This is a genomic window from Bradyrhizobium sp. SUTN9-2 (genome assembly GCF_003122645.1).
GTDB lineage: Bacteria > Pseudomonadota > Alphaproteobacteria > Rhizobiales > Xanthobacteraceae > Bradyrhizobium > Bradyrhizobium yuanmingense.
On record NZ_LAXE01000001.1, the window covers coordinates 2,651,055 to 2,673,542 of the forward strand.

22 protein-coding genes and 1 pseudogene are annotated in these 22,488 nt (G+C 62.8%); 13 read left to right on the forward strand and 10 right to left on the reverse strand.

Annotated elements, in window-relative coordinates; genetic code table 11:
- Positions 1-55: 55 nt before the first annotated feature.
- Positions 56-1,275: pseudogene (locus tag XF30_RS12025) on the reverse strand (diaminopropionate ammonia-lyase).
- A gap of 927 nt (positions 1,276-2,202) precedes the next feature.
- Between XF30_RS12025 and XF30_RS12035 the strand changes: the two are divergent.
- Positions 2,203-3,207, forward strand: a complete 1,005-nt coding sequence (locus XF30_RS12035) for a GSU2403 family nucleotidyltransferase fold protein (protein ID WP_244608934.1) — start codon at positions 2,203-2,205, stop codon at positions 3,205-3,207.
- A gap of 329 nt (positions 3,208-3,536) precedes the next feature.
- Here XF30_RS12035 and XF30_RS12040 read toward each other — a convergent pair whose 3' ends face one another.
- On the reverse strand, positions 3,537-4,229 hold the full coding sequence (locus tag XF30_RS12040; RefSeq protein ID WP_109142819.1) for an SDR family NAD(P)-dependent oxidoreductase: 693 nt from the start codon (positions 4,227-4,229) through the stop codon (positions 3,537-3,539).
- A 234-nt stretch (positions 4,230-4,463) separates the two neighbouring features.
- On the opposite strand from XF30_RS12040, the gene XF30_RS38460 reads away from it, so the two are divergent.
- The 9 genes from XF30_RS38460 to XF30_RS12085 all read left to right on the forward strand — a co-directional run bounded on the left by XF30_RS38460 (position 4,464) and on the right by XF30_RS12085 (position 13,223).
- A complete protein-coding gene (locus XF30_RS38460; protein ID WP_192893109.1) occupies positions 4,464-5,267 on the forward strand; it encodes an SDR family oxidoreductase in 804 nt (267 codons plus the stop codon).
- Positions 5,260-6,462, forward strand: coding sequence for a pyridoxal phosphate-dependent aminotransferase (locus XF30_RS38465; protein WP_109142820.1), 1,203 nt, complete (start codon positions 5,260-5,262; stop codon positions 6,460-6,462). The genes XF30_RS38460 and XF30_RS38465 overlap by 8 nt, the downstream gene beginning before the upstream one ends.
- 214 nt (positions 6,463-6,676) lie before the next feature.
- Positions 6,677-7,609: an ABC transporter permease gene (locus XF30_RS12055; RefSeq protein ID WP_244608935.1), complete on the forward strand. Its 933-nt coding sequence runs from the start codon at positions 6,677-6,679 to the stop codon at positions 7,607-7,609.
- On the forward strand, positions 7,609-8,412 hold the full coding sequence (locus XF30_RS12060; RefSeq protein ID WP_192893110.1) for an ABC transporter permease: 804 nt from the start codon (positions 7,609-7,611) through the stop codon (positions 8,410-8,412). Before XF30_RS12055 ends, XF30_RS12060 begins: the two co-directional genes overlap by 1 nt.
- A gap of 29 nt (positions 8,413-8,441) precedes the next feature.
- Positions 8,442-9,506 (forward strand): extracellular solute-binding protein, encoded by a 1,065-nt coding sequence (locus XF30_RS12065; protein WP_244608936.1) that lies wholly within the window; start codon positions 8,442-8,444, stop codon positions 9,504-9,506.
- A 10-nt stretch (positions 9,507-9,516) separates the two neighbouring features.
- Positions 9,517-10,611: an ABC transporter ATP-binding protein gene (locus XF30_RS12070; RefSeq protein WP_109142824.1), complete on the forward strand. Its 1,095-nt coding sequence runs from the start codon at positions 9,517-9,519 to the stop codon at positions 10,609-10,611.
- Positions 10,612-10,750: 139 nt separating this feature from the next.
- Complete coding sequence (gene pxpB / locus XF30_RS12075) at positions 10,751-11,446, forward strand: 5-oxoprolinase subunit PxpB (protein ID WP_192893111.1); 696 nt, start codon at positions 10,751-10,753, stop codon at positions 11,444-11,446.
- The gene (locus XF30_RS12080; protein WP_109142826.1) at positions 11,443-12,420 is read left to right on the forward strand and encodes a 5-oxoprolinase subunit C family protein; all 978 of its coding nucleotides are present in this window, start codon (positions 11,443-11,445) and stop codon (positions 12,418-12,420) included. The genes pxpB (XF30_RS12075) and XF30_RS12080 overlap by 4 nt, the downstream gene beginning before the upstream one ends.
- Before the next feature lie 35 nt (positions 12,421-12,455).
- Entirely contained in the window at positions 12,456-13,223 is a 768-nt protein-coding gene (locus XF30_RS12085; protein WP_109142827.1) for a LamB/YcsF family protein, read from the forward strand.
- Here XF30_RS12085 and XF30_RS12090 read toward each other — a convergent pair.
- Genes XF30_RS12090 through XF30_RS12115 form a run of 6 tightly spaced genes read right to left on the reverse strand, consistent with a single transcriptional unit; the run spans position 13,216 to position 17,865 of the window.
- Positions 13,216-13,623, reverse strand: coding sequence for an acetyl-CoA carboxylase biotin carboxyl carrier protein (locus XF30_RS12090; RefSeq protein WP_109142828.1), 408 nt, complete (start codon positions 13,621-13,623; stop codon positions 13,216-13,218). The two genes, XF30_RS12085 and XF30_RS12090, sit on opposite strands and share 8 nt — an antisense overlap.
- Entirely contained in the window at positions 13,608-14,591 is a 984-nt protein-coding gene (locus XF30_RS12095; RefSeq protein ID WP_109142829.1) for a 5-oxoprolinase subunit C family protein, read from the reverse strand. Before XF30_RS12095 ends, XF30_RS12090 begins: the two co-directional genes overlap by 16 nt.
- Positions 14,588-15,250, reverse strand: a complete 663-nt coding sequence (gene pxpB, locus XF30_RS12100) for a 5-oxoprolinase subunit PxpB (protein WP_109142830.1) — start codon at positions 15,248-15,250, stop codon at positions 14,588-14,590. The genes XF30_RS12095 and pxpB (XF30_RS12100) overlap by 4 nt, the downstream gene beginning before the upstream one ends.
- Complete coding sequence (gene accC, locus XF30_RS12105; protein WP_109142831.1) at positions 15,247-16,602, reverse strand: acetyl-CoA carboxylase biotin carboxylase subunit; 1,356 nt, start codon at positions 16,600-16,602, stop codon at positions 15,247-15,249. The genes pxpB (XF30_RS12100) and accC overlap by 4 nt, the downstream gene beginning before the upstream one ends.
- The gene (locus XF30_RS12110) at positions 16,602-17,060 is read right to left on the reverse strand and encodes an acetyl-CoA carboxylase biotin carboxyl carrier protein (RefSeq protein WP_109145682.1); all 459 of its coding nucleotides are present in this window, start codon (positions 17,058-17,060) and stop codon (positions 16,602-16,604) included. Before XF30_RS12110 ends, accC begins: the two co-directional genes overlap by 1 nt.
- A gap of 46 nt (positions 17,061-17,106) precedes the next feature.
- Entirely contained in the window at positions 17,107-17,865 is a 759-nt protein-coding gene (locus tag XF30_RS12115; protein ID WP_109142832.1) for an SDR family oxidoreductase, read from the reverse strand.
- A gap of 185 nt (positions 17,866-18,050) precedes the next feature.
- Between XF30_RS12115 and nac the strand changes: the two genes are divergently transcribed.
- From nac to XF30_RS38065, 3 genes are all read left to right on the forward strand, one after another.
- Positions 18,051-19,037, forward strand: a complete 987-nt coding sequence (gene nac, locus XF30_RS12120; protein WP_192893112.1) for a nitrogen assimilation transcriptional regulator NAC — start codon at positions 18,051-18,053, stop codon at positions 19,035-19,037.
- A gap of 96 nt (positions 19,038-19,133) precedes the next feature.
- Positions 19,134-19,805 (forward strand): 4-carboxy-4-hydroxy-2-oxoadipate aldolase/oxaloacetate decarboxylase, encoded by a 672-nt coding sequence (locus XF30_RS12125; protein ID WP_109142833.1) that lies wholly within the window; start codon positions 19,134-19,136, stop codon positions 19,803-19,805.
- 38 nt (positions 19,806-19,843) lie between these two features.
- Positions 19,844-20,830: a peptidyl-alpha-hydroxyglycine alpha-amidating lyase family protein gene (locus tag XF30_RS38065; protein ID WP_192893113.1), complete on the forward strand. Its 987-nt coding sequence runs from the start codon at positions 19,844-19,846 to the stop codon at positions 20,828-20,830.
- Between the two features lie 49 nt (positions 20,831-20,879).
- Here XF30_RS38065 and XF30_RS38070 read toward each other — a convergent pair whose 3' ends face one another.
- Together XF30_RS38070 and XF30_RS12145 are read right to left on the reverse strand one after the other, a co-directional pair.
- Positions 20,880-21,365, reverse strand: coding sequence for a hypothetical protein (locus XF30_RS38070; RefSeq protein WP_158284362.1), 486 nt, complete (start codon positions 21,363-21,365; stop codon positions 20,880-20,882).
- A gap of 122 nt (positions 21,366-21,487) precedes the next feature.
- Positions 21,488-22,384 carry a LysR substrate-binding domain-containing protein gene (locus XF30_RS12145; RefSeq protein WP_109142835.1) on the reverse strand — a complete coding sequence of 299 codons (897 nt, stop codon included), beginning with the start codon at positions 22,382-22,384 and terminating at the stop codon, positions 21,488-21,490.
- Positions 22,385-22,488 lie beyond the last annotated feature (104 nt).

Genomic DNA, 22,488 nt, shown 5'->3' on the forward strand with positions numbered 1-22,488 from the left:
TATCTCGACGGCGTTCCCGACGAACTCTAAGCGCGCGGTGAGCTCGTCAGATTGCTTAAGACATAAGGTCTGTTGACCTGTATTTGGTCCGGTCAGTTTCGGCCGCCACTTGCGCTGGGGGCGCGCCAACCAGCTGCTCGTAGAGGCTGGGATCGGTCGCGCCCTCGGTATTAACTAGGAATACCCGTGCATCTTGACCAAGGCCAATCCTGCCACGCAATGTGCGGTCCGAAGCAACCCTGCAAGACCAACACCGCCACTTTCTCCTGCAACAATAGCGGGGTCTCCATCTCTGGGGTTTGCAAGGCGCTTCATAACATTTATTGCGTCCTCCTCGTCGACAGTCATGAAGGCGTCCGCTGCACGCGAAAGGATGCGCCAAGCGACGAGCGAAGGTTCATAGCACTCGAGCATCGCCATCACCGTCGGCCGCTCATGAGGCACCTTGACCAGACGGCCAGCTCGAGCGCTCTCGAAGAGGCACGCTGCACGCGAGGGATCGACAACCGTAAAGAACGGGCGGTTGTTGCCGAATAGAACCGAAAGATGTCCCGCTACGGCTGCGGCGATTCCGCCAACCCCGGCCTGGACGAAGACATGGGTCGGGATTTTGGCGAGCTGGCGCAGTGCTTCACTCAAGAGTGCGGTATATCCCTGCATTACAAATCCGGGGATACGCTTATAGCCCTGCCAGGACGTATCAGAGACCGTGATCCAACCCTTTTCTGCGCCAACTCGGGATGCTTCTGCGACCGAGTCGTCATAGTTGCCGTTGACCCGGATCATCTGCGCACCAAAACGGGCGATTGCGTTGATACGTTGGTCGCTGACGCCCGAGTGAACGAATATGGCACATTTCGCGCCAACGAGTCGGGCGCCTTGCGCGACTGACCTGCCATGATTTCCATCCGTGGCGCAGGATACCGTCATCTCCCGAGCCACGGCCATCACGTCAGGTGTCTGAAGCTCAGAGACGTCAACAGCTCGGCCGAGCCGCCGAGTTGCTTCCTCCAAGACCAGCCGGATCACGGCATAGGATCCACCCAAGGCTTTGAAACTGCCAAGACCGAGCCGATGGCCCTCGTCTTTTATGTGGATCGAGGCCACGCCGATCTCACAAGCAAGACCCGGCAGAGAGACGAGTGGAGTCTCTTTGTGACCAGCGCGATGCCGGAGAAACCGCTCCACTTCGCGAGCGGCTTCGACGCTCAATATTTCTGCATCCGATGCAGCCAACGAGGTGCGGTGTTCAGTGTGCTGATTGAGAAGCAACATGGTTCGACTTTCTTGCTCGCTCGCACCATATCTGCCTTCAGGTTGTCCACTGGGAAATGCCGATGCCCGGCAGCATGATGCGCTGCTGCTACCGGGTCTGGCCGTAGTGCCGATACTCGGACTAGCCCTAAGGAGATTCGACGACGGCCTCAGCAGGTCAACCGTCTCCTGCAGCTCCGCGGCTTCCTGTGCTCGCAAGTGCAGGCGGCCACGAGTGCAGTAAATCGATTTGCAAACAAGCTCTACATGTTCTCAGCGTCCAGTTCGGAGAGGTCGGAGAGAGCCTTGCTGCGTTTCTTGTCCCGCACGCATTTATAGGCAAACAGGTCTCTCCCTGATCCTGCGATGACGGCCCACCGTTGTGTAATTCATGTTACCTCGTTCTAGAAGTGAGATCTGGAACGGACGCGAAACGTGCAGGATATCCACTGCCTGCTGCGTGTTCAGCATCTCATGCAGGGGCCCAAGCGTCACCATCGCCACGCGGGATATGCCGCAAGGATTCCATCAGCATGCCCGATAGGCCTTGGGGCAGGGTGATCTCAGTAGACTTCTTGTGCTCGTCCTTGAGCACGCGCAGCTTGACGCCGCCATCAGCATGGACGCCAGGATCTGACGAAGCTGGTTGGCGGCCGCCTTCTCGCTGGCGGAGGCAGCCGGTCCACCCCTTCTTCCTGGGTATAGGCTCGCATTGGGCGGTATCGAAGCACCATTCGAAGCAGACGCAATAAGCGCAATAAGCGAAAATATTTGTCCCTCGAGGGGGCCGAGGGGCTGTTGTTTCAACACCTGGCTTGCACGTTCGATTGAACTGTTGAAACTATTGATATTTAAGGATAAATACAGTTTCAACAGTGAGGTCTAAAATCAATTGGGGTCGTCGAAACCACGGATTTTCAAGAGCTTAACAATGACCAGCGCCGAGAGGTGATCAATAGTCAGCAACGGTTCCAGGCCCTACGGGACGCAAAGGAGGCCTACAATGCTCATCGGGGTTCCCTGACTTGGGCGGAGTCGAAAGGCCGCCAGTACCTCGTCCGGAGCTACTACAACAACGCAGGCATCCGGAAGCAGGCCTCGCTGGGCGCGCGTTCCCCCGAAACTGAAAAGACGAAGGCGGACTTCGAAGCGCAACGTGCTGCTGCAGAAGACAGGGTGAAGAATTTGCGCGATACCCTGGAACGGCAAGCCGCGGTCAATCGTGCGCTCGGCTTGGGCCGCGTGCCGTTGTTGGGAGCTCGGATCATGCGCGCTCTCGGCGGCTTCGGAATTCTGGGTTCCGGAATTAGGATTCTTGGGACGAACGCGATCTACGGTTATGAGGCCTCTTCCGGCGTCAGACTCGATCCAGGCTTGGCTACGACGGAAGACCTCGATCTGCTGTTCGATGCACGCGGCGGCCTTACGTTCGTCGCAGACGACGACGTCTCTGAATCATCGCTCATGAAGATACTCAAGCGAGTGGACACCAGCTTCGAACGTGCCAAGCAGACGTTCCGTGCCGTAAACCGGGATGGCTATCTCGTCGATTTGATCAAGCCAATGCAGAGCCCATCTTGGAAGAAGGCTCCAGACAAGATCGGCCTAGACCCGGAAGATTTAGCCGCTGTGCAGATCGAAGGCCTCGATTGGCTGCAGAATGCCCCCGCGTTCGAGGCGGTGGCGATCGACGAAAAGGGCGAACCGGTGCGTATCGTGGCTCCCGACCCGCGGGTTTGGGCCGCCCATAAACCATGGCTGTCGCGTCGGCCGGATAGGGAGGCGCTAAAGCGCCAACGAGATGCAGCGCAGGCTGGAGCCGTAGGCGCTCTGGTGGCAAACTATCTCACTCTCCTCCCGTTCGACGCAGAGCAGTTGAGGATGCTTCCGAAAGAGGTGCTCGACAGCGCGGCGCCTCTGTTCGCCAAAAAAGATAGCTCTGCCCGAGCCTAGCAGCCAGGTCGGCAGCAATGGTACCGGTATATCCCGCGCATCATCAGCAGCACCATGATGCTCAGCATGTTGCTGCTCATTGCATGCCCGTGATGATGATGCCGGCAGATTTTTGGTGGGCAGGCCCCGGAAGTGGGGCCGCATCCGATCTGCGAACGTACGAGCGAGCTTCAAGGACGTGGGCCTGGGCGGTGCGGTCGCAAGATAGATCTGCGCATCCGCTGCGTTGAGATGGGGGAAAGTTTAAATGAAGACGCAACGCAGCGCGGCAGTTCTTGGGTTCCCGTTCGGGTCAACCTCTGCCGTATGATAACCGTTCCTGCCGGGCCCTATAACATCGGTTCGAACTGGCAGTGCACGAGCATCTCGGAGACCGACGCATTGTTCGGCATCATGAGCGCAGTTTCCACCAAGCGTGCGATGTCGCCCGGCTGGCTCATCTCGTGGCGCGGAATCTCGTCGTCATTCAGCGTCATGTCCGTGGCAACGTAACCCGGGCAGACGACCGTCGCCCGAATTCCCGCCGCGCGTCCTTCGCGGCGAATGCCGTGGGTGAGTGCAACCACGGCGAACTTGGTCATCGCGTAACCAACGTTGCTTCCGACGCGCTTGCCAGCTAGCGATCCCAGATTGACGACCCGGCCATGACCGCACACGGCCAGATGGGGGAGGGTGGCTCTGACGAGGCGCAGGGGACCCTTGACGTTCACGCGCCACATCTCATCCAGCTCGTTCTCGCCCTCATCAGAGACACGGACCTTCGGATTGATGCCGGCCGCGTTGACCATGGCATCGACGCCGCCCCACCGCGCGACCGTTGCGTTGACCCAGGAGATCGGGCTCTTGGCGTCTTCGGCGTCATAGCAGTGCGTCATGAGCCTCTCGCTCTCGACGAGGCGGCTCGGATCGCGAAGCCCCGCCGATACGCGAAAGCCCGACTCCAGCAGCCGGTCGACGACGGCGCGTCCGATGCCGCGCGAAGCCCCGGAGACCATGACGATCCGATTGCCGACTTCCAACACTAGTCCGTCTCCCATGAGTGAGCGAAGCGCATCGCAAAATGTAAGGGGATGGGCGCGGCGACGAGTAAGAGAAATTCACGCTGCCTGCATTGGGTGTGCTTATGGCTCGCGCGCCGGACTTTCGGCCGGGGATATTGGATGTCCTTATGAGGGCAGAACAAATCCGCTGTATGCGGGTGCCAATCCCTGCACGTAGCTTCCGCCGCTCTGGCTGACGGCAAGCGAGCCTTGCGAATGGGATTTTCAAACTACCGAACGGCGTTGGTGACGGGCGCGTCCTCCGGTATCGGGGCTGCGACGGTTCGTCGCCTCCGCGCCGAGGGGCTCGAGGTCCACGCACTGGCGCGTGACGTTCGCCGGTTGGCCAGCCTGTCAGCTGAGACCGGATGTCACGCGTGCGCGGTGGATGTCAACGATCTCGACGCTTTGACGCGCCTTGCGAGCGCGGCCGAATTCGATGTTCTCGTCAACAATGCCGGCCAGTCGCGGCGCGGCACCATCCTGGATACTGCGCCTGACGATGTCGACAAGCTGGTCGACGTCAATCTGCGCGCGGTTTTGCACCTGACGCGGATGATCGCACCAAGTATGGCGCGGCGCAACCGCGTCCACGTGGTCAATGTCTCGTCGATCGCCGGCCACTATGCCTTCGGCGAGAACGCTACGACATTCAACTCATCTGTGGCCTATCACGCGACGAAGGCCGGCGTTCATTCGCTATCGCAGCAATTGCGCGTCGATCTCTACGGCACCTGCGTTCGTGTCACCGAAGTCTCACCCGGGCGTGTGGCGACGAGCATCTTCCAGAACCAGAACGATGCCGACAATCCGGATGCCCGCTTCGTCGGGGCGTTCGAAACACTTCAATCCGAAGACATCGCCGATGCCATTGCGTTCGCGGTCGGATCGCCGGCGCGGATGAACGTCGCGACGATCGAGGTCGTACCCACGTTCCAGGTCGTCGGCGAATTGCGATTTGCGAGCCGATCCGAGGCCGCACGTTTGAAAGAGATGAGAAGTGGAGCTGACAATGCCTGAACTCGCAACCCGCCTCAAGACTGTGAAGGTGTCGGCCTCGGCGGCGATGACGGACAAGGCGCGCGAGCTCCGGGACGCCGGTGTCAAGATCGTGGGCCTGTCGTCCGGCGAGCCCGATTTTCCGACGCCGCCGCACGCGATCGAGGCGGCACACCGGGCCGCCCTTGCAGGCGATACCAAGTATCCGGCGCAGCCGGGAACCGTCGCGCTGCGGACCGCGGTCCAGCGCAAGTTCAAACGCGAGAACAAGCTCGACTACGCCCTCGACGAGATCCTGATCGCCAACGGCGGCAAACAGATCATCTTCAATGCGTTGTTTGCGACCTGCAATCCCGGCGACGAGGTGGTCATTCCCGCACCGGGCTGGATCACCTATGCCGATATCGTTCTCCTTGCGGAGGCGGCACCCGTCGCGGTGCCTTGCCCGGAGAACAACCAGTTCAAGCTCCGCCCCGCGGATCTGGAGGCGGCCATCACGCCTAAAACGAAGTGGTTGATCCTGAATTTTCCCAACAACCCGACCGGGGCTGCCTGCACGCGCGAAGAGATGCGCGCGATCGCCGACGTCATGCTGAAGCACCCCGATGTCTGGATTCTCACCGACGACATCTATGAGCATCTCACCTATGATGGTTTCGAGTTCTGCACCATCGCAGAGGTCGAGCCGAAGCTGAAGAATCGCGTCGTGACAGTGAACGGCGCGTCCAAGGTCTACGCCATGACCGGCTGGCGGGTCGGCTATTGTGGCGGTCCCAAGGACCTGATTGCGGCGATGAACAACGTCCACGGTCAGGCGACCGGTGGAATCTGCACGGTGAGCCAGGCGGCGGCCGTCGCGGTCCTGGACGGACCGCAGGACTACCTGAAGGACCGCGCTGACATCTATCGCGACCGGCGTGATCTGGTGGTCAAGCTGCTCAATCAGATTTCGGGTATCACCTGCCACAAGCCGCAAGGCGCCTTCTACGTGTTTCCGAACATCGCGGGCTGCATCGGCAAGACCACGAAGGCCGGCCGACGGCTGGATACCGATGCCGACTTCATTGCGGCTCTGCTGGAAGAACATCATGTCGCGGCTGTCCCGGGCAGCGCCTATGGCATGAGCCCGTACTTCCGGATTTCGTACGCGACCGATACCGAATCACTCAAGGAGGGCTGCCGACGCATCGCCAGTTTTTGCGAAAGCCTGCGCTGACCGCGCATCGGGATGGCGGCTCGCCTGGTGCACTGCGAAAGATGCATCACGCGGCATTCATCGGCCAAGATCGGAGCAGTATGCCGAACCAATTGTCATAATCCATCCTGATGCCCCTAAACGAAGATGTTCTTGGTCCTGTAGGATGCCGACGCATAAGCTTTGTGCAGCAGAGGGGTATGCCTTGGTATCGCGCAGTCGAGGACGGCCAGCGATGACCACCAGCAACGATGCGGTGGCAGTCTTAGGTGTTCAAGCTCCACCGGCAAGCGGGCGGGCATCGCGGTGGCGTCTGGCTCTGCCGGTCGGGCTTCTCGCCATCCCGATGCTGGCGTTCCTCACGTACTTCTTCTTCTATCCGGCGCTAGGGCTGCTGCTCTCAAGCATCCAGAGCCAGGACAGCCGCGGTATCATCGGCCGTCCGTTCACGCTCGCGCACTACGCCCGTCTGGTCAACGTCGAGCTCTACGCGCGCGTCCTCTGGACGACGCTGCGTATCAGCATCATCACCTCGTTGCTTGCGACGGTGCTCGCCTATCCCGTCGCCCTCGTGATGGTCAAGAGCCGTCCGATGGTCACCCGCATCATCACCCTGATCGTCATCGCGCCCCTGATCGTCAGCGTAGTCGTGCGCGGATACGGCTGGCAATTGGTGCTTCAGAACGGTCCGAAGGGCATGTTGAACTGGATCCTGATGACGCTGCACGTCGTCGACGCACCGATATCGGTCCTCTACACCGAGGCCGCCGTCGTCATCGGATCGCTGCACGTGTTCTTCCCGATGATGGTTCTGCCGCTGGCCTCGGCGCTCGGCAAGATCGATCCCAACCTCGAAGATGCAGCCCGGATGCTGGGCGCGCCATGGTGGAAGGTGTTCCTCCGCGTGACGCTGCCGCTGAGCATGCCCGGTTTCGTCGCGGGCTTTACCCTGGTCTTTTCACTCACCGCCGGCTCCTTCGTCATTCCGGCGATCCTGGGCGGCGCCTCGGCGGTCATGCTCGGCAATCTGATCGAGCAGCAGATCTTCGTCGTTTACGACTGGCCGTTCGGGGCTGCGATCGCCGTCGTTCTCGTCGGCCTGGTCCTCGCGGTGAACGGCGTCTCGATGTGGCTTCTGGAAGGCCGGCGTCTCAGGAGGGCCGAGTGATGGACGAGCGGTTTTCCGGCTTCGGCGCCTTTATTCTCTACACCATCACCGCCGGCATGATGCTGTTCATCCTGGCGCCGCTGCTCCTCGTCATGGCGGTGTCAGTCTCTGATTCCTATTTCGTGACGTTCCCGCCGCAGGGCTTCACGCTGAAATGGTATGCCAAGGTTCTCCAGGACCGCGACTTCCTCGAGGCGATGAGGCTGAGCATCCTGCTTGCGCTCGGCACGACGGCGGGCTCGCTGCTGCTGGGCGTGCCGGCGTCCTTCGCGCTGGTGCGCGGCAAGTTCTTTGGTCTGGCCGCGATCAAGGGGTTCTTGCTGTCGCCGCTGATCTTCCCGGCCTTGGTCACCGGCCTGGCGCTGCTTCAGGTCCTCACCAGGCTCGGCTCGCAGGATGCGCGCCTCAACCTCCTGATCGGCCATGTGGTCGTGACGTCGCCATATGTCATCCGTACCGTGGTCACCAGCCTCCAGCTCGTGGATGAGAACCTGGAGGACGCCGCGCGCACCCTCGGCGCGAACCGGCTGACCACCTTCTGGCGCGTGACGCTGCCGCAGATCGCCTCGGGCGTCGCCGCCGGCGGGCTGTTCGCCTTCATGGTGTCCTTCGACAATTACCCGGTCACGATGTGGCTGGCGAACTCCGAATACTCGCCCGTGCCGCTCGTCCTGATGCGGCAACTGGTCAACGTCTTTGACCCTTCCGTGCCGGCGATGTCGACGATCATCATCCTGATGGCGATCGTCGGCGTGCTGCTGCTGGAGAAACTGGTCGGCCTTCGCCGCGCGCTGGCTGCCTGATGTGCATTGGTTAGATGGAGATTGGACCCATGAAGCTGACACGCAGGACTCTCATTAAGGCCGGTGCATCCGCGGTTGCTTTCCCGACGATCATCAGCCGGTCGTGGGCGCAGGACGCCAAGCAACTGCACGTCGGCGTCTACAACTCCGCGCTGGGCAAGCTTATCCAGAAGGAGGTCATTCCGAAGTTCGAGGCCGAGTTCAAGTGCCGCGTCTTCACGATCGAAGGCGCGACGCTCTCCAACATCGCCGCTCTGCGCGCGACCCGCGACACGCCGCGCTTCAGCATGATGATGATGGACGATGTCGGCATCCCCCAGGCCAAGCAGGAAGGGCTGATCGACAAGCTCGATGCCGGGAAAATTCCCAACCTCGAGAAGGTCTATAAGCGCTACCTGTTCGAGGATGGCTACGGCGTCGGCTTCTCGATCTCGAGCGCGGCCATGTTCATCAATCCGCAGGTGACGAAGCCCCTCGAGAGCTATGAGCAGATCTTCGACGCGAAATATCGCAAGCAGATCCTTTTGAACACGCCCAAGAACACCCAGAGCGTGTTGATGCTCATCGTGGCGACGGCGCTCACGACAGGCAAGCCGCTGCAGGAAGCGCAGTACCTGGTCGACAGCGGCTGGGACAAGCTCGCCGCTCTCAAGCCCAATGTCCTGACGATCTACGACAGCGAGGCACAGGTGCTCCAGGTGGCCCAGGGCCAGGCGACGGTCGGCGGCATCGAATATTCGAAGGCGATCTATCCGCACACGGCCAAGGGCATGCCGATCGACATGACCTTCCCGAAGGAAGGCGCCTTCACCGGCATCAACAGCATGACTCTGGTCAAGAATGCGCCCGAGCCCGAGCTCGCCTGTGCCCTGATCAACCGCATTCTGGAGCCCTCGGTCGCCAAGATGCTGTCCGAGCAGACGCTCAGCGCGCCCTCGGTCGGCGGCATCGACTTCAAGCCGGAGACGGCCAAGTTCCTGGCCTATCCCGACACCAAGGCGACCGATCTCGGACTGTTCACGCCGGATTGGAAGTTCATCGTTCCGCGCCGCGGCCCATGGCTGGAGCGCTATAATCAGGTGTTTACGAGCTAGGACAGGTGCCATGAGGTCTTCCGAAGTCAGGCTTGACCGCCTCAGCAAGGAATATAACCGCACCGTTGCGGTCGAGGACGTCTCGCTCATGATCGAGCCCGGCCATATGGTCGCGCTGCTCGGTCCGAGCGGGTGCGGCAAGACGACCTGCCTGCGCATGATCGCGGGGCTGATCCGCCCGACATCCGGCGACGTCTTCGTGAACGACAAGAGGATAACGGATGTTCCCGTGCATCGACGAAACCTCGGAATGCTGTTCCAGAACTACGCGCTGTTTCCTCATCTGACCGTCGAGGAGAACATCGCCTTCGGCCTCGAGATGCGCGGCATATCCAGGGCCGACGCCGCAAGGAAGGTGGGTGAAGCCCTCAATCTGGTCCAGCTTTCCAGCTTCGGGAAGCGCTATCCGGCGCAGCTCTCCGGTGGCCAACAACAGCGCGTCGCGTTGGGGCGGGCCCTGGTGATCGAGCCGGCGATGCTGCTGCTCGACGAACCACTCGGCGCGCTCGACAAGGGGCTGCGCGAGAGCATGCAGGTCGAGCTGCGCGCCCTTCAGCGCAGGCTCGGCCTGACCACAATCATGGTGACCCACGACCAGGACGAGGCCCTGACGATGGCCGACAAGATCGTGGTGATGCGCGACGGCAAGCTCGAACAGGTCGGCTCGGCGACGGAAATCTACCAGCGTCCGGCCTCGAAATTCGTCGCGCAGTTCATCGGCGCGTCAAATCTGTTTCATGGGCCGGTCGAGCAGCGCAACGGGAGCGGGGCGGTTGTTCGCGTCTCGCCCGAACTCAGCCTTCAGGTTGATCAGATCCCGTCGTCGGCCAGCGACGTGATGGTTTCGATCAGGCCCGAGGCGATCGTGGTCGAGCGCGTTGGCCAGAGCCTGGCGGCGCAACGCGCCAATAGCGTGACGGCGCGCGTCGACCAGGCCATCTATCGGGGATTCGTCAGTCACTACTATCTCAAGACACCGAGTGGCGGCCAGATTATCGTATTCGAGCAGAACCAGTCGCAGCAGGCTGGACTCCGATACGCCGTGGGCGAGGAGGTCGTGGCGCGGTGGGAGTCGCCCAGCAATCATGTCATTCCGCGTCACTGAAATCGGAGACGGGCGCGACGTCTTGCCGGCAATCGACATCCCTTATGCCCGCAGACGAACATCGTCTTGGATCGGCTTGCGCCGCTTGGCTAAATTTGAGGGTGGCAGCGCCACGGGCGTTCGACCAGGCGAGGCCCTTTTGTCGCTTAATCAGCCCAAAGCTCCTTTTGTCGGCGCGATCGAGAAAAGCCCAAAGATCAGCCTGATCGGCACGCTTGCGATGCTGGTCGAGGCGCCGGGTGATTTCGACCTGATGCAGCAGGGCCGCATCTGGGCCCTTGCGGATGCGGTTTCCACCTGGCCGAACGTCCAGGAGGCCGTCATTGGCGTCACCAATGTGATGCTCGTCTTCGAGCAGCCGCCGTCGGATATCGGTATGCTCAGTGCTTCGATCGTCGAGCTGTGGCATCGTTTGCCGGGCCGCAAGGCCGACGGCAAGCTCATCGAGATTCCCGTGGTTTATGGCGGCGAACTCGGCTTCGATTTGCCGGCAGTTGCGAGCCGCGCCGGACTGTCCGAGCGCGACGTCATCAGGATCCACAGCGAAGGCGAATACACCGTCTGTGCGGTCGCGAGCTCGCCGGGGTTCGGCTATCTCCACGGCCTCGATCCGCGCATCTACATGCCGCGCAAATCCGTGCCCTCGCTCAACATGCGGGCAGGCTCGGTGACCATCGGCGGGATGCAGACAGGCGTCGCGGTGCTGACAAGTCCGAATGGATGGAATGCCATCGGCTGGGCCTCGATCGCCATGTTCGATCCGCTGTCCGAACAGCCCTCGCTCATGCTTCCGGGCGACCGTGTCAAATTCAGGATCGATCGGATCGAGCTGTGATCGAGATCCTGACCAGCCCCGCCTTCAACACCATCCAGGACCTGGGCCGCCACGGCGCGCGTCGTTTTGGGGTCAGCGCGTCGGGCGCCATGGATCCCGTCGCGCTCGCCGCCGGCAATGCGCTGCTCGGCAACGACGACAATGCGGCCGGCATCGAGATCCAGACCTTTCCGTTCCGCCTGCGCTTTTCGGCCGACACCGCATTTGCGCTCACCGGCGCCGATCACGACGCGACGCTGGCGGGATCGGCCGTCCGGCCGTGGTGGTGCATGCAGGCGAAGGCGGGCGACGTTCTCGCGATCACCGCGCCGCGGCGCGGCGCGCGGGTCTACACGACGTTCGGCGGCGGCATCGACGTTCCGCGCGTGCTGGGCTCGCGCAGCACGCATGTACGCGGCGGCTTCGGCGGGCTCGAGGGCCGTACCTTGCAGGCGGGCGACGTCGTGCCGATCGGGAGTTCGTCGCGCAGCAGCGAGGGCCGCTGCGACTTCGGCGTCGCGCCGCCGGATGTCGCGATCACCGGCGCCGCGCCAGCGGATGACCGTGTGCTGCGGATACGCGTCATGCGGGCCCGCGAGTACGACCTGTTTTCGAAGGCGATGCAGGCGACGTTCTGGTCCACGACATGGAAGATCAGCGCCCAGAGCGACCGGGGCGGCTACCGTCTCGCCGGCGGCAAGCTGACATTGGATGCGCCGGTCGAGATGCGCTCGCATGGCGTCGTGGCCGGCGTCGTGCAGGTGCCGCCGGCCGGCGAGCCGATCATCCAGATGAGCGATGCCAATACGGCCGGTGGCTATCCGAAGATGGCGGCCGTGATCCAGGCCGATCTCTGGCGTCTCGGCCAGGCGACGCCGGGATCGGTCATCGCCTTCAGTGAGGTGAGCTATCAGGACGCGGTCGCGGCCATGGCTCCCGTCAACGACTACCTCGTGAAGTTGCGTGCGACCGCGGACCTCTATCGCGCGCTTTGAGTGGACGTCAACAATAACAAGAGCAGGGTACGAACATGAAAATCGGCATCAATTCGGACATGGGCGAAGGCTTCGGCAATTATCGCATCTGCGACGACGAGGCGCTGATGGGCATCATCTCGTCGGCCAATGTGGCGTGCGGTTTTCACGCCGGCGATCCCATCATCATGGATCGCATGGTTCGCCTGGCGAAGCAGAAGGGGGTCGAGGTCGGCGCTCATCCGGGCCTGCCTGACCTTCTCGGATTTGGACGCCGCGTGATCCAGATGGACGCCGCCGAGCTCGAGAAGCACATGGTCTATCAGATCGGCGCGTTGCAGGCGATCGCGGCCAACGTGGGCCACCGCGTGACCCATGTCAGCTTCCACGCCGCGATGGGTAACATGGTCAATGCCGATCCCGACATGGCCGATGTCGTCGCCCGTGCGATTGCGACCATCAACCGCGACTTCATCGTGTTCTCGCAGCCTGACGCCGAGATCGTGCGCGCCGCGCGCAAGGTGGGCCTGCGCATCCTGACGCTGTTCCTCGCTGATCGCGCCTATGACGAGCACGGCCACCTGGTGTCCCGCAAGCTTCCCAACTCGGTCATCACCTCGACCGAGGCGGTGGCCGAGCGGGTCAAGCGCTTCCTCGACAGCGGCACTGTGCAGACGATCGAGGGCAAGTCGATCAAGGTCGAAGCGCGCTCGATCCTGATCCACAGCGACACGCCCGGATCGGTCAATCTTGCCGCTACCGTGCGCCGCGTGATCGAGCGGGGCGGCGGCGAAGTCACGCCCGCAACCGTTCTCCTCAATTGAGCGGACGGATGCGCACAACCGGTGTGCCGTAGCCGACCGTTGCCCCGGGCTCCGCGATCACGGCGTCGACGGTGCCGGCGGCCGGCGCCACGATGGGCGCATACAACAGCCCGATCTTGACGAGGCCGACGAGCGCGCCGGCCTCGATGCGCTGGCCCGGTGTGACGAACGGCTTGTCCCGCCAGGGGTGAGCCGCAAGGAAATGCCCTGCGACATCGGCTTTAGCGATGACGGAGTGGTCCTCTGCGGGAGTGGTAAGCGTCGGTGCCGCAGCCATTCGCGCGCTCGTGTCGACGACGAGTTTCAGGGACTGGCCGGGTTCCTCGATTTCGACCGTGTCGACGCCGGACGTTTCGAGGATCCGCGCCAGACGCGCGATGTCGGTCAGCTCGATCGGCATGTTCTGGGCTCCTCGACAAGGCGCACATTGGTCCTGAGCCGCTCGAGATAGGCCGACATCTCGGCTTCGGCTGCCAGCGCATCGGTATAGGCGGTTTGCTCGAATCGCAGCTCGCTGCCGAGCCGCGCCTGCCCGACGCGCCACAGATCGGCACCGATCACGGTTGCAATCTTCGGGTAGCCGCCGGACGTCTGCGCGTCGCGCATTTGGATGATCGGCTGTCCGTTCGGCGGAATCTGGATGACGCCCGGGACGATGCCGTGCGAGCGCTTCTCGATCGGCGCCTTCGGCTTCACCGCGGGGCCTTGCAGGCGGTAGCCGTAACGGTTGCTCTGCGGCGTGATCTTCCAGCTGCTGGACCAGAACAGCGCCTGCGTGGCGGCGTCGAACCCGTCGTACTCGCCGGCAATCACGACCCTGACGATGGTCTCGTCCGCGGCGGCGTTCGGCCGTGCCAGCGTGATCTCCGCCGGCTCGACCCCGAGCTCCCCGATCCTCGCGCTCGAGGCGGCGCAGGGCAGGACGTCGCCCACCTGAAGCGGCCGTCCATGCCAGCCGCCGAACTCGCCGCGAAACTGCGTGCTGCGCGAGCCCAGCACCATCGGCACATCGATGCCCCCGCCAACGGTCAGGTAGAGTCGTGCACCGCGGGACATTGCCCTGATGGTCAAGATATCGCCGGCCCGCGCGTGCGAACGCCACCATGGTGGAATCACGCGTCCTGCGATCTCGGCGACGACATCTGCGCCGGTGGTCGCAAAAACTATGTCGCGGTCGAAACGAAGCTTGAACGGCAGCATCGGGATTTCGATGCCGGCGGCATTCTCGTCGTTGCCGAGAAGGATGTTGCCGGCGCGCAGCGCGACATCGTCCATCGCACCAGACGTGCCGACCCCGAAGCGATACTGGTCGAAGCGGCCGAGATCCTGGACGCTGGCCGGCCCCGTGACGGACAGGATCTCGATCACCGGATCACCCGTTCGATCTGGAATCGGATCGTATCGCCCGGTGCGAGCGCGGCAGGCGTCGGCCAGGACGGATCGAAGAAGGTCCAGCTCGTGTGTCCGATGGCGTGCCAGCCGCTAGGGCCGGGCGATGCGGAGACGCCGGTCTGCGATCCGCCGATCGACACCGAGCCGCTTGCGGAGCGTTGCAGCGGCTTCTGCCGGCGCGGCATGGTGATGCGCGGGTCCATGCCTCCCAGATAGCAATAGCCGGGATGGCTGCCGAGTGCGAACACGGTGTAGAGCGGGGCGGCATGGATCGAGACCACATCGTCGACCGACAGGCCGCAATGATCGGCGACGGATTGCAGCTGCGACCCGATCTCGCCGCCGTAGGTGACAGGCAGCCTGATCTCGCGGCCGCCGATCGCGAGCCCCTCCGCCGTGTCCCAGCCGTCGTTGAGCGCGCCGATCAGGGGGGCAAGCTCGCGAGGAGGAGACTCGAATGTCAGCATCAAATTGGTGATGCCGGGAATGGCCTCGCGGATTCCCGGCCATTTCGATGCCATCGCGGCCAGTGCCCAGATACGCCGCTGGTGCGGCAGGTCGAATGCCCCTGGGGCCTCGAACAGCAGAGCCGATGTGCCGAGCAGGCTGATCCGCGGCCGGTCGGACGCCGTCATTGCGCGGCCACCTTCGCGTTCATCCAGTGCTCGAGATGGTGGATGTCGTAGCCGCCCCGGCAGAAGGTCGGATCGGTGAGAATCGCCTGATGCAGCGGCACATTGGTTCGGATGCCTTCGGCGCGCAGCTCAGACAAGGCGACGCGCGCACGCGCCATGGCCTCGTCGCGGGTGACGCCGTGGGCGATCAGCTTGCCAATCAGTGAGTCATAGTGCCGGGGAACGGTGGCGCCGGCGGTGATATGCGAATCGACGCGGATGCCGATGCCGCCGGGAACATCCCAGCGCGTCACCGTGCCGGGCGAGGGCGCGAAAGTGGCGGGGTCCTCGGCATTGATGCGGAATTCAATGGCATGGCCGAGACGGGCGATGTCGCCTTGTGCGATGCCCAAGACTTCGCCTTGCGCGATCCGGATCTGCGCCTTGACGATATCGATGCCCGTCGTCATCTCGGTGACGGGATGCTCCACCTGGACGCGCGTGTTCATCTCGATGAAGAAGAACTGGCCGTCTTCGTAGAGGAATTCGAAGGTGCCGGCGCCGCGATAGCCGATCCGCCGGCAGGCTTCGACGCAGCTTGCACCCACCCGCTCGATCAGCGCGCGATCGATACCGGGCGCGGGAGCTTCCTCGACTACTTTTTGGTTCCTGCGCTGGAGCGAGCAGTCGCGGTCGCCGAGCCAGAGATGGTTGTCGTGCTGGTCGCACAGCACCTGGATCTCGATATGGCGCGGCTTTTCAAGGAATTTCTCGATATAGACCGCAGCGTTTTTGAAGACCTTGCTGGCTTCCGCACGGGTCAGCGCCAACGCCTCGTCCAGCGCGGCCTCGCTGCGCATGATCCGCATGCCGCGTCCGCCGCCGCCGCCGGCGGCCTTGATGATGACGGGGTATCCAATGTCGCGCGCGATCGCGCGCACCTCGGCCGGATCATCCGGCAGGGCGCTGTCCGGCCCGGGCACGCAAGGCACGCCCGCCAGCCGCATCGCGCGCTTGGCCGCGACCTTGTCGCCCATGATCCGGATACAATCGGCCGGCGGACCGATGAAGGTGAGGCCGGCGCGCGCGACCCGATCGGCGAACTCTGCACTCTCCGAGAGGAATCCGTAGCCAGGGTGGATCGCCTCGGCCCCGCTGGCCTCGGCTGCGAGCAGGATCGCCGCCATGTTGAGATACGTGTTGCTTGCCGGTGCGGGCCCGATGCAAAGTGCCTCATCGGCGAGCGCGACATAGCGCGCGTCCCGGTCCGCCTCCGAATGAATGACGACCGTCTTGAGCCCAATCGCCCGACAGGCGCGCTGGATACGAAGCGCGATCTCGCCGCGATTGGCGATCAGGACCTTGTCGAACATCAGGATGAACCCGCAGGACCGATCCGGAAGAGGGCCTGCCCCGCCGCGATCTCCTCACCGTTCTCTGCGAGGACCGCAAGCACCACGCCGGGTGCCTCGGCCGCGATGTCAATGAAGGTCTTCATCGCCTCGATGATGCAAATCTTCTGCCCGGCCTCGATCCGCGCGCCGACCTCGACCAGCGGCGGCTCGTCCGGCGCCGCAGCTCGGTAGAAGATGCCATGCATCGGTGCGGGCACGACGACGTCGGTGACAGCATCGGGAGCAGGGCTTGCCTGGTGATTGAGCGCGGGAGTCTCAACGCTGATCACGCTCGCAGGCGGCGCCGGGAGCGCAGATGCTCCTGCAGACACGCGCTTGAGGATGCGGATGCGGGTGCCCTCCTGCGTGAGGTCCAGCTCCGCGATCGAGGAGCGCGTAACGAGATCGACGAGTTGTTCGATTTTGGCGAGGTCCACAGTCACGTTCCGCGTTCACGGCCTGTCGAGTTCGGGTGTTCAAGCGTCACTCCGCAGGCGGCCGGCTCTTCTGTGCAAAATTGAGGCCGCCGACGACCTGCTGGGTCGGCAGGACTTCCATGAAGGCGACATTCATGCGGGCCGGCGATCCAACCGCGAATGCGATCGAATTGGCGATGTCCTCGGGCTGAAGCGAGTCATAGTCATCGAAGAAGCGCCGCTTGGCTTCGGCGAGGTCACCGAGCAGCCGGCCGAAAACCTCGGTCTCGACCCGCGCGGGCGATATTTCGGTGACGCGAACCTTGGTTCCGTAAAGATCGACACGCAGTTGCTGCGACAGCGAGTGAATGCCGGCCTTCGTGGCGTGATACACGGTGTTGCCGCCGCCGAATGCGTAGTGGCCGGCGATCGAGGAGATGTTGACGACGTGGCCGCGGTCGCGGCGCGCCATGCCGGGCACGATCAGCCGCGTCAGATGCAGGACCGCGCGCAGATTGACGTCGATCAGGGCATCGACATCCTCGGGCGTAGTGTCCAGGATATTGCCGCGCCGGGATTGGCCGGCACTGTTGACCAGGACGTCGAACTCGGCCGACTTCGCCAAGGCCGCAAGCGCGTCGAGGTCGCTGATGTCGACGGAGCAGGGGCGGCATCCGGTCTCTGCCGACAGGGCGCTCAGGCGAGTGGAGTCGCGGGCGACGGCGTAGACTTGAAGCCCTTCCGCACTCAGGCGGCGAACCGTCGCAGCCCCTATTCCGGAGGATGCGCCCGTGACCAGGGCCGTCCGATAGTCCGAAAATCCCATCCGCGAGGGCTCCTCTGCTACGTCCAACCCGCTGGTGGCGTCGGCTGCAACGCGAGCGGCGGACGAGTTCAGCACTAGCTATAGGCCCGTCAGGTTCCCAGTGGTAAGAACAATTCCTTCTGATCCCATAGCTTCAGCCTATTGCTGCTGCGTTGCTCCCTGACTGCATATCCGGAGACGCCGTATTGGATACGAAACGTTTGGAGGCCTTTATCAAGGTCGTGGATCTCGGCAGCATGACGAGCGCCGCGAAAGTGCTGAATGTCGCACAGCCGGCCCTGAGTCAGCACATTGCGAGCCTGGAGGCGGATTTCAAGTGCAAGCTGCTCGACCGCAGCGCCCGTGGGGTCAAGCCCACTGAGGCCGGACGAATCCTCTACCGCTACGCCAAGTCGATCCAGCGGCAGATCGAAGAAGCCAGGCGCACCATTCTGAACAACAAGCCGGAGCTGACCGGCAACGTCACGATCGGTCTGGCCCCGCTCAGCTCAGCGGCATTGCTGGCGACCCCGCTGCTCAAGCAGATACGCGAACGCTACCCCGGCATCGTGCCGCACATCTACGACAGCTCCGGGGTCATGCTCAGCGAGATGATGCTGAAGGGGAGCATGGATATGGCCGTCCTCTACGGCGAACGCCCCGTGACCGGTCTCGATTACAAGCCGCTGATGCGCGAGTACTTCTATCTCGTCGCGCCCCGCAGCATGTATCCGGAGCAGGTGCCTTCGGAGGACGTTTCGGCCGCGGAGGTCGCGCAATTCGACCTCCTTCTGCCATATCGGGAATCCTTCCTGCGGCAGACGGTGGAACGGGTCTGCGCCGAGGTCGGGCTCCGGCCGCGCATCGTCGCCGAGATCCATTCCCAATCGACCCTTTCTTCGGCGATTGCCGCCGGAGTGGGGGCGGCAGTGCTGCCCATGTCGATCGCACGGGAGTTGCCGAACCTCGACGAACTCTGCATCCGGCGGATCAACGCGCCGTCGGCCTCGCAGCAGATGTCGCTCTGCATCTCCGACAGCGCCCCGCTGTCCGACGCAGCATTCGCCGTCTACAAGATCCTGCTCGAGATCATCGTCAAGGCCTGGGGGCCGTTCGATGCCCAGCCCGGCTCGGCTGCGATTGCCACGGGTGGCCCGACGCCGCCTCTGGACGCGCCGAAGGACGAGCCATAACGAAACACGATGTGGCAATCCCAAATTCTGAATTTGCCGCCTCAAGGCCGTTGGTTATGGAGGTGTAACGGAGATCGCGCTCGTAAGGAGGTTTTCATGGTGCATGTGATCAGGACATTCGATCGGCCCGCCGCCGAGCTTGTCGAGCGCATCAAGAAGTTTCCTTCGCCCACCCTGCACGAGGCTCAGGGGCGATCGGGCGCGCTGACCTCCCGCATCAAGCCGATCTATTCCGGCATGCGCGCCTGCGGACCGGCGCTGACGGTGAGCTGCCACCCCGGCGACAACATAATGCTGATCACAGCGATTTCGCTGGCCAAGCCAGGCGACGTGCTCGTGGTCAGCGCGGGCGATCATCCCGAGCAGGGTGGCTTCGGCGAGGTGCTGGCGACGGCCTGCGTCGCCAGGGGCATCGTCGGCCTGGTCACGGATGCCGGCGTTCGCGACGGCCTTGCGGTGCGTGACACCGGCTTCAACGTCTTCTCCTACGGCCTCTGCATGAAGGGCACCGTCAAGGAGACCCTCGGCACCATCAATCAGCCGATCGTCATCGGCGGCATCGCCGTCCGCCCCGGCGACATCGTCAGCGCCGATGACGACGGCGTCGTGATCGTGCCGAAGGAGAACATCGCCGATGTCTGCGTCAAGTCGGCGGCGCGCGAGGACAAGGAAGCCGGCGTGATGAAGGCCCTCAAGGCCGGTGGCGATATCCTCGAGCTCTCCGGCATCGGAAAGGTGCTCGAATCCAAGGGCTGCACCTTCGCCTGAGCGAGCAAGCGCCGCAGCACGCAGTTATGGGAAATCAGGTGTTAGCCATTCTCGGCTCGGGCGAGCATCGCTATCGCGTCATCGACAATTGGGCGAAGCTGCCGGACGGCTGGCAGCTCACCGATGTCGCCTCTGTCGCGGTTGACAGCAAGGATCGCATCTACGTCTTCAACCGCGGTGCCCATCCGATGGTGGTGTTCGACCGCAACGGCAATTTCCTGCGCGGCTGGGGCGAGGGGCTTTTCTCCCGCGCCCACGGCCTGCATATCGATGCCGACGACAAGCTCTATTGCACCGACGACGGCGACCACACCGTGCGCAAATGCACCACCGATGGCAAGGTGCTGCTGACGATCGGCATTCCCAAGAAGCCCGCACCGTTCATGAGCGGTGATCCCTTCCATCGCTGCACGCACACGGCTTTGTCGCCGAAGGGCGAGATCTACGTCTCCGACGGCTATGGCAACGCCCGCATCCACAAATTCACGCCGGATGGCAAGCTGATCAGAAGCTGGGGCGCGCCCGGCACCGATCCCGGCCAGTTCAACATCGTGCACAATATCGCCGCTGATGCCGATGGCTGGGTCTATGTCGCCGACCGCGAGAACCATCGCGTGCAGGTGTTCGACGGCAACGGCAAATACGAGGCGCAGTGGAATAACCTCCACCGGCCGTGTGCGCTGTGCCGCTGCGGCGGGGCTAAGAACCCGACCTTCGTCATCGGCGAACTCGGTCCCGCCATGCCGGTCAACCGCAAAGTGCCCAATCTCGGCCCGCGGCTGTCGATCGTGGACGCCAAGGGCAAGCGCATCGCGCGGCTCGGCGGCGAGGATGGCCCCGGTCTTGCGAGCGGCAAGTTCCTCGCGCCGCATGGGATCGCGCTAGACTCCAGAGGCGACATGTATGTTGGCGAGGTCGGCGTCACCGACTGGAAGACGAACTTCCCGGACGAGGAGATGCCGGCCGTGGTCCGGACTTCGCGTTGCCTGCAGAAGCTGGAGAAAGTGACCGACGTTCCGCGCTAGATCGTGTCACTATCCGATATCGCGTGCTGAATCGTCAACGCTTAGAGCTTCAGATCGATCGTTGCTCCACTTGGGTAACGGTTCGCACCATATCCTGCCTCCTACCGGAAATCGCGCCGATTCGCGCGCCGGTACGCACCTCTCCCGAGCCAACCTGCAATTCGTGATCTTGAGCAATCGTTGCGGAACTCGCGATTAAGATGAACGAATCCGACCCGCTGACTTTCGTCGATACTGGTTCGGCCTTCATGGCTAGAGAATAAGGCGGCGGAATGGTAGCAAATACCATGACCATTACCAAGCTCGTGAACCAGTCCAAGAAGGCCGGGCAGCCGCTAAAGATGATCATGGTGCTGCAGCCGATCGGATTCGGCATGAAGTAGGGCGATCCGGCGCTGCTCGAGAAGATCAACGAGATCCTACTCGCGATGCACCAGGCCGGCGAGATCAACCAACTTTTGGACAAGTGGCTCTGTTCGAGCACCGAGTTTAAGATGACGTGCACCGACAAGGTCTCGCCCCTCAGCGAGTTCACGCCGCTCCCATGATTTTTGAGTTGGTGCCATTCACATCGATAGGAGCAGGCTCTATCCCGAGCTAGGGCCCGTCGCTGCTCTTTCGCCGGCGTGTGTACTATCGAACGTGGTGCGAAGAACTTCAGCGCCGGGGAATGGTATTTTCGCCTTCGAGTTGCGCCATGACCCAATCTGCAAAGGCCCGCACTGCCGATCTCTGGCGGCTAGCGCGCGGGTAGATCAGACGGTGACCGATATATCGGATATCGTTAGCGCGTCCAGCCAGCGGTGCAACTAATCGCCCGCTCGCCAGTTCACGTTCGGCCAGTAGCGTTGATTCTAGCGCGACTCCCAATCCCTCCGCTGCGGTTGCGATCGCCAGAAAGCTGCGATCAAACCTCATGCCGTGGAGGGCAGGGGCTTCCAATCCGTTCGCCGTGAACCATTGGTGCCACTGAACCTGCTTCACGTCAGAGCGGATTAGTGTCTGATCGAGGAGATCAGCGGGCTTTCTGATCCCTTTGGCGAGAACAGGGGAGCACAGCGGGGTGACCGTCTCCTCCGGCAGGGGAATAACCTCCACGCCCTCCGCGCGCGGCGGACCGTAGACGATGTCGATATCAAAATCATCGTTGCTGAAGCGCGCATAGTCCGTACTCGCAGCGAGCCGAACTTCGAGCTTCGGATAAGCGGCGAGAAACTGTGCAAGCCGTGGTGCAAGCCACTGCGCGGCAAAACTGGGTGCCGAATGGACGCGCACCAATTGCGGTCCGCGCGCGGCGACTTCCTCAAGGCCACGGCGAAGCTGATCAAATGCCGCTCCCGTGTGTCGCATCAGATTTTCGCCGGCTGGCGTGAGCCGCACCGATCGCGCGCTGCGCTCGAACAGAACGGTGCGAAGCGTGTCCTCCAGCTTGCGGATGGCATGACTGACCGCACTCGGCGTCAGGTGAAGCTCATTCGCCGCATCGCGGAATGATCCCGTGCGAGCAGCGGCTTCAAAGGCGCGAATTGCCGATATCGGGACATTAGACAGCATTCCATAAGTGAACCAGATTCATCGATCCGTGACAACTGTGCGTTTGTCTGTTGCGCGTCCCGGGTGCATTCCTAGCCTTGCCGAGAAAAGACAATCTAGGGGAG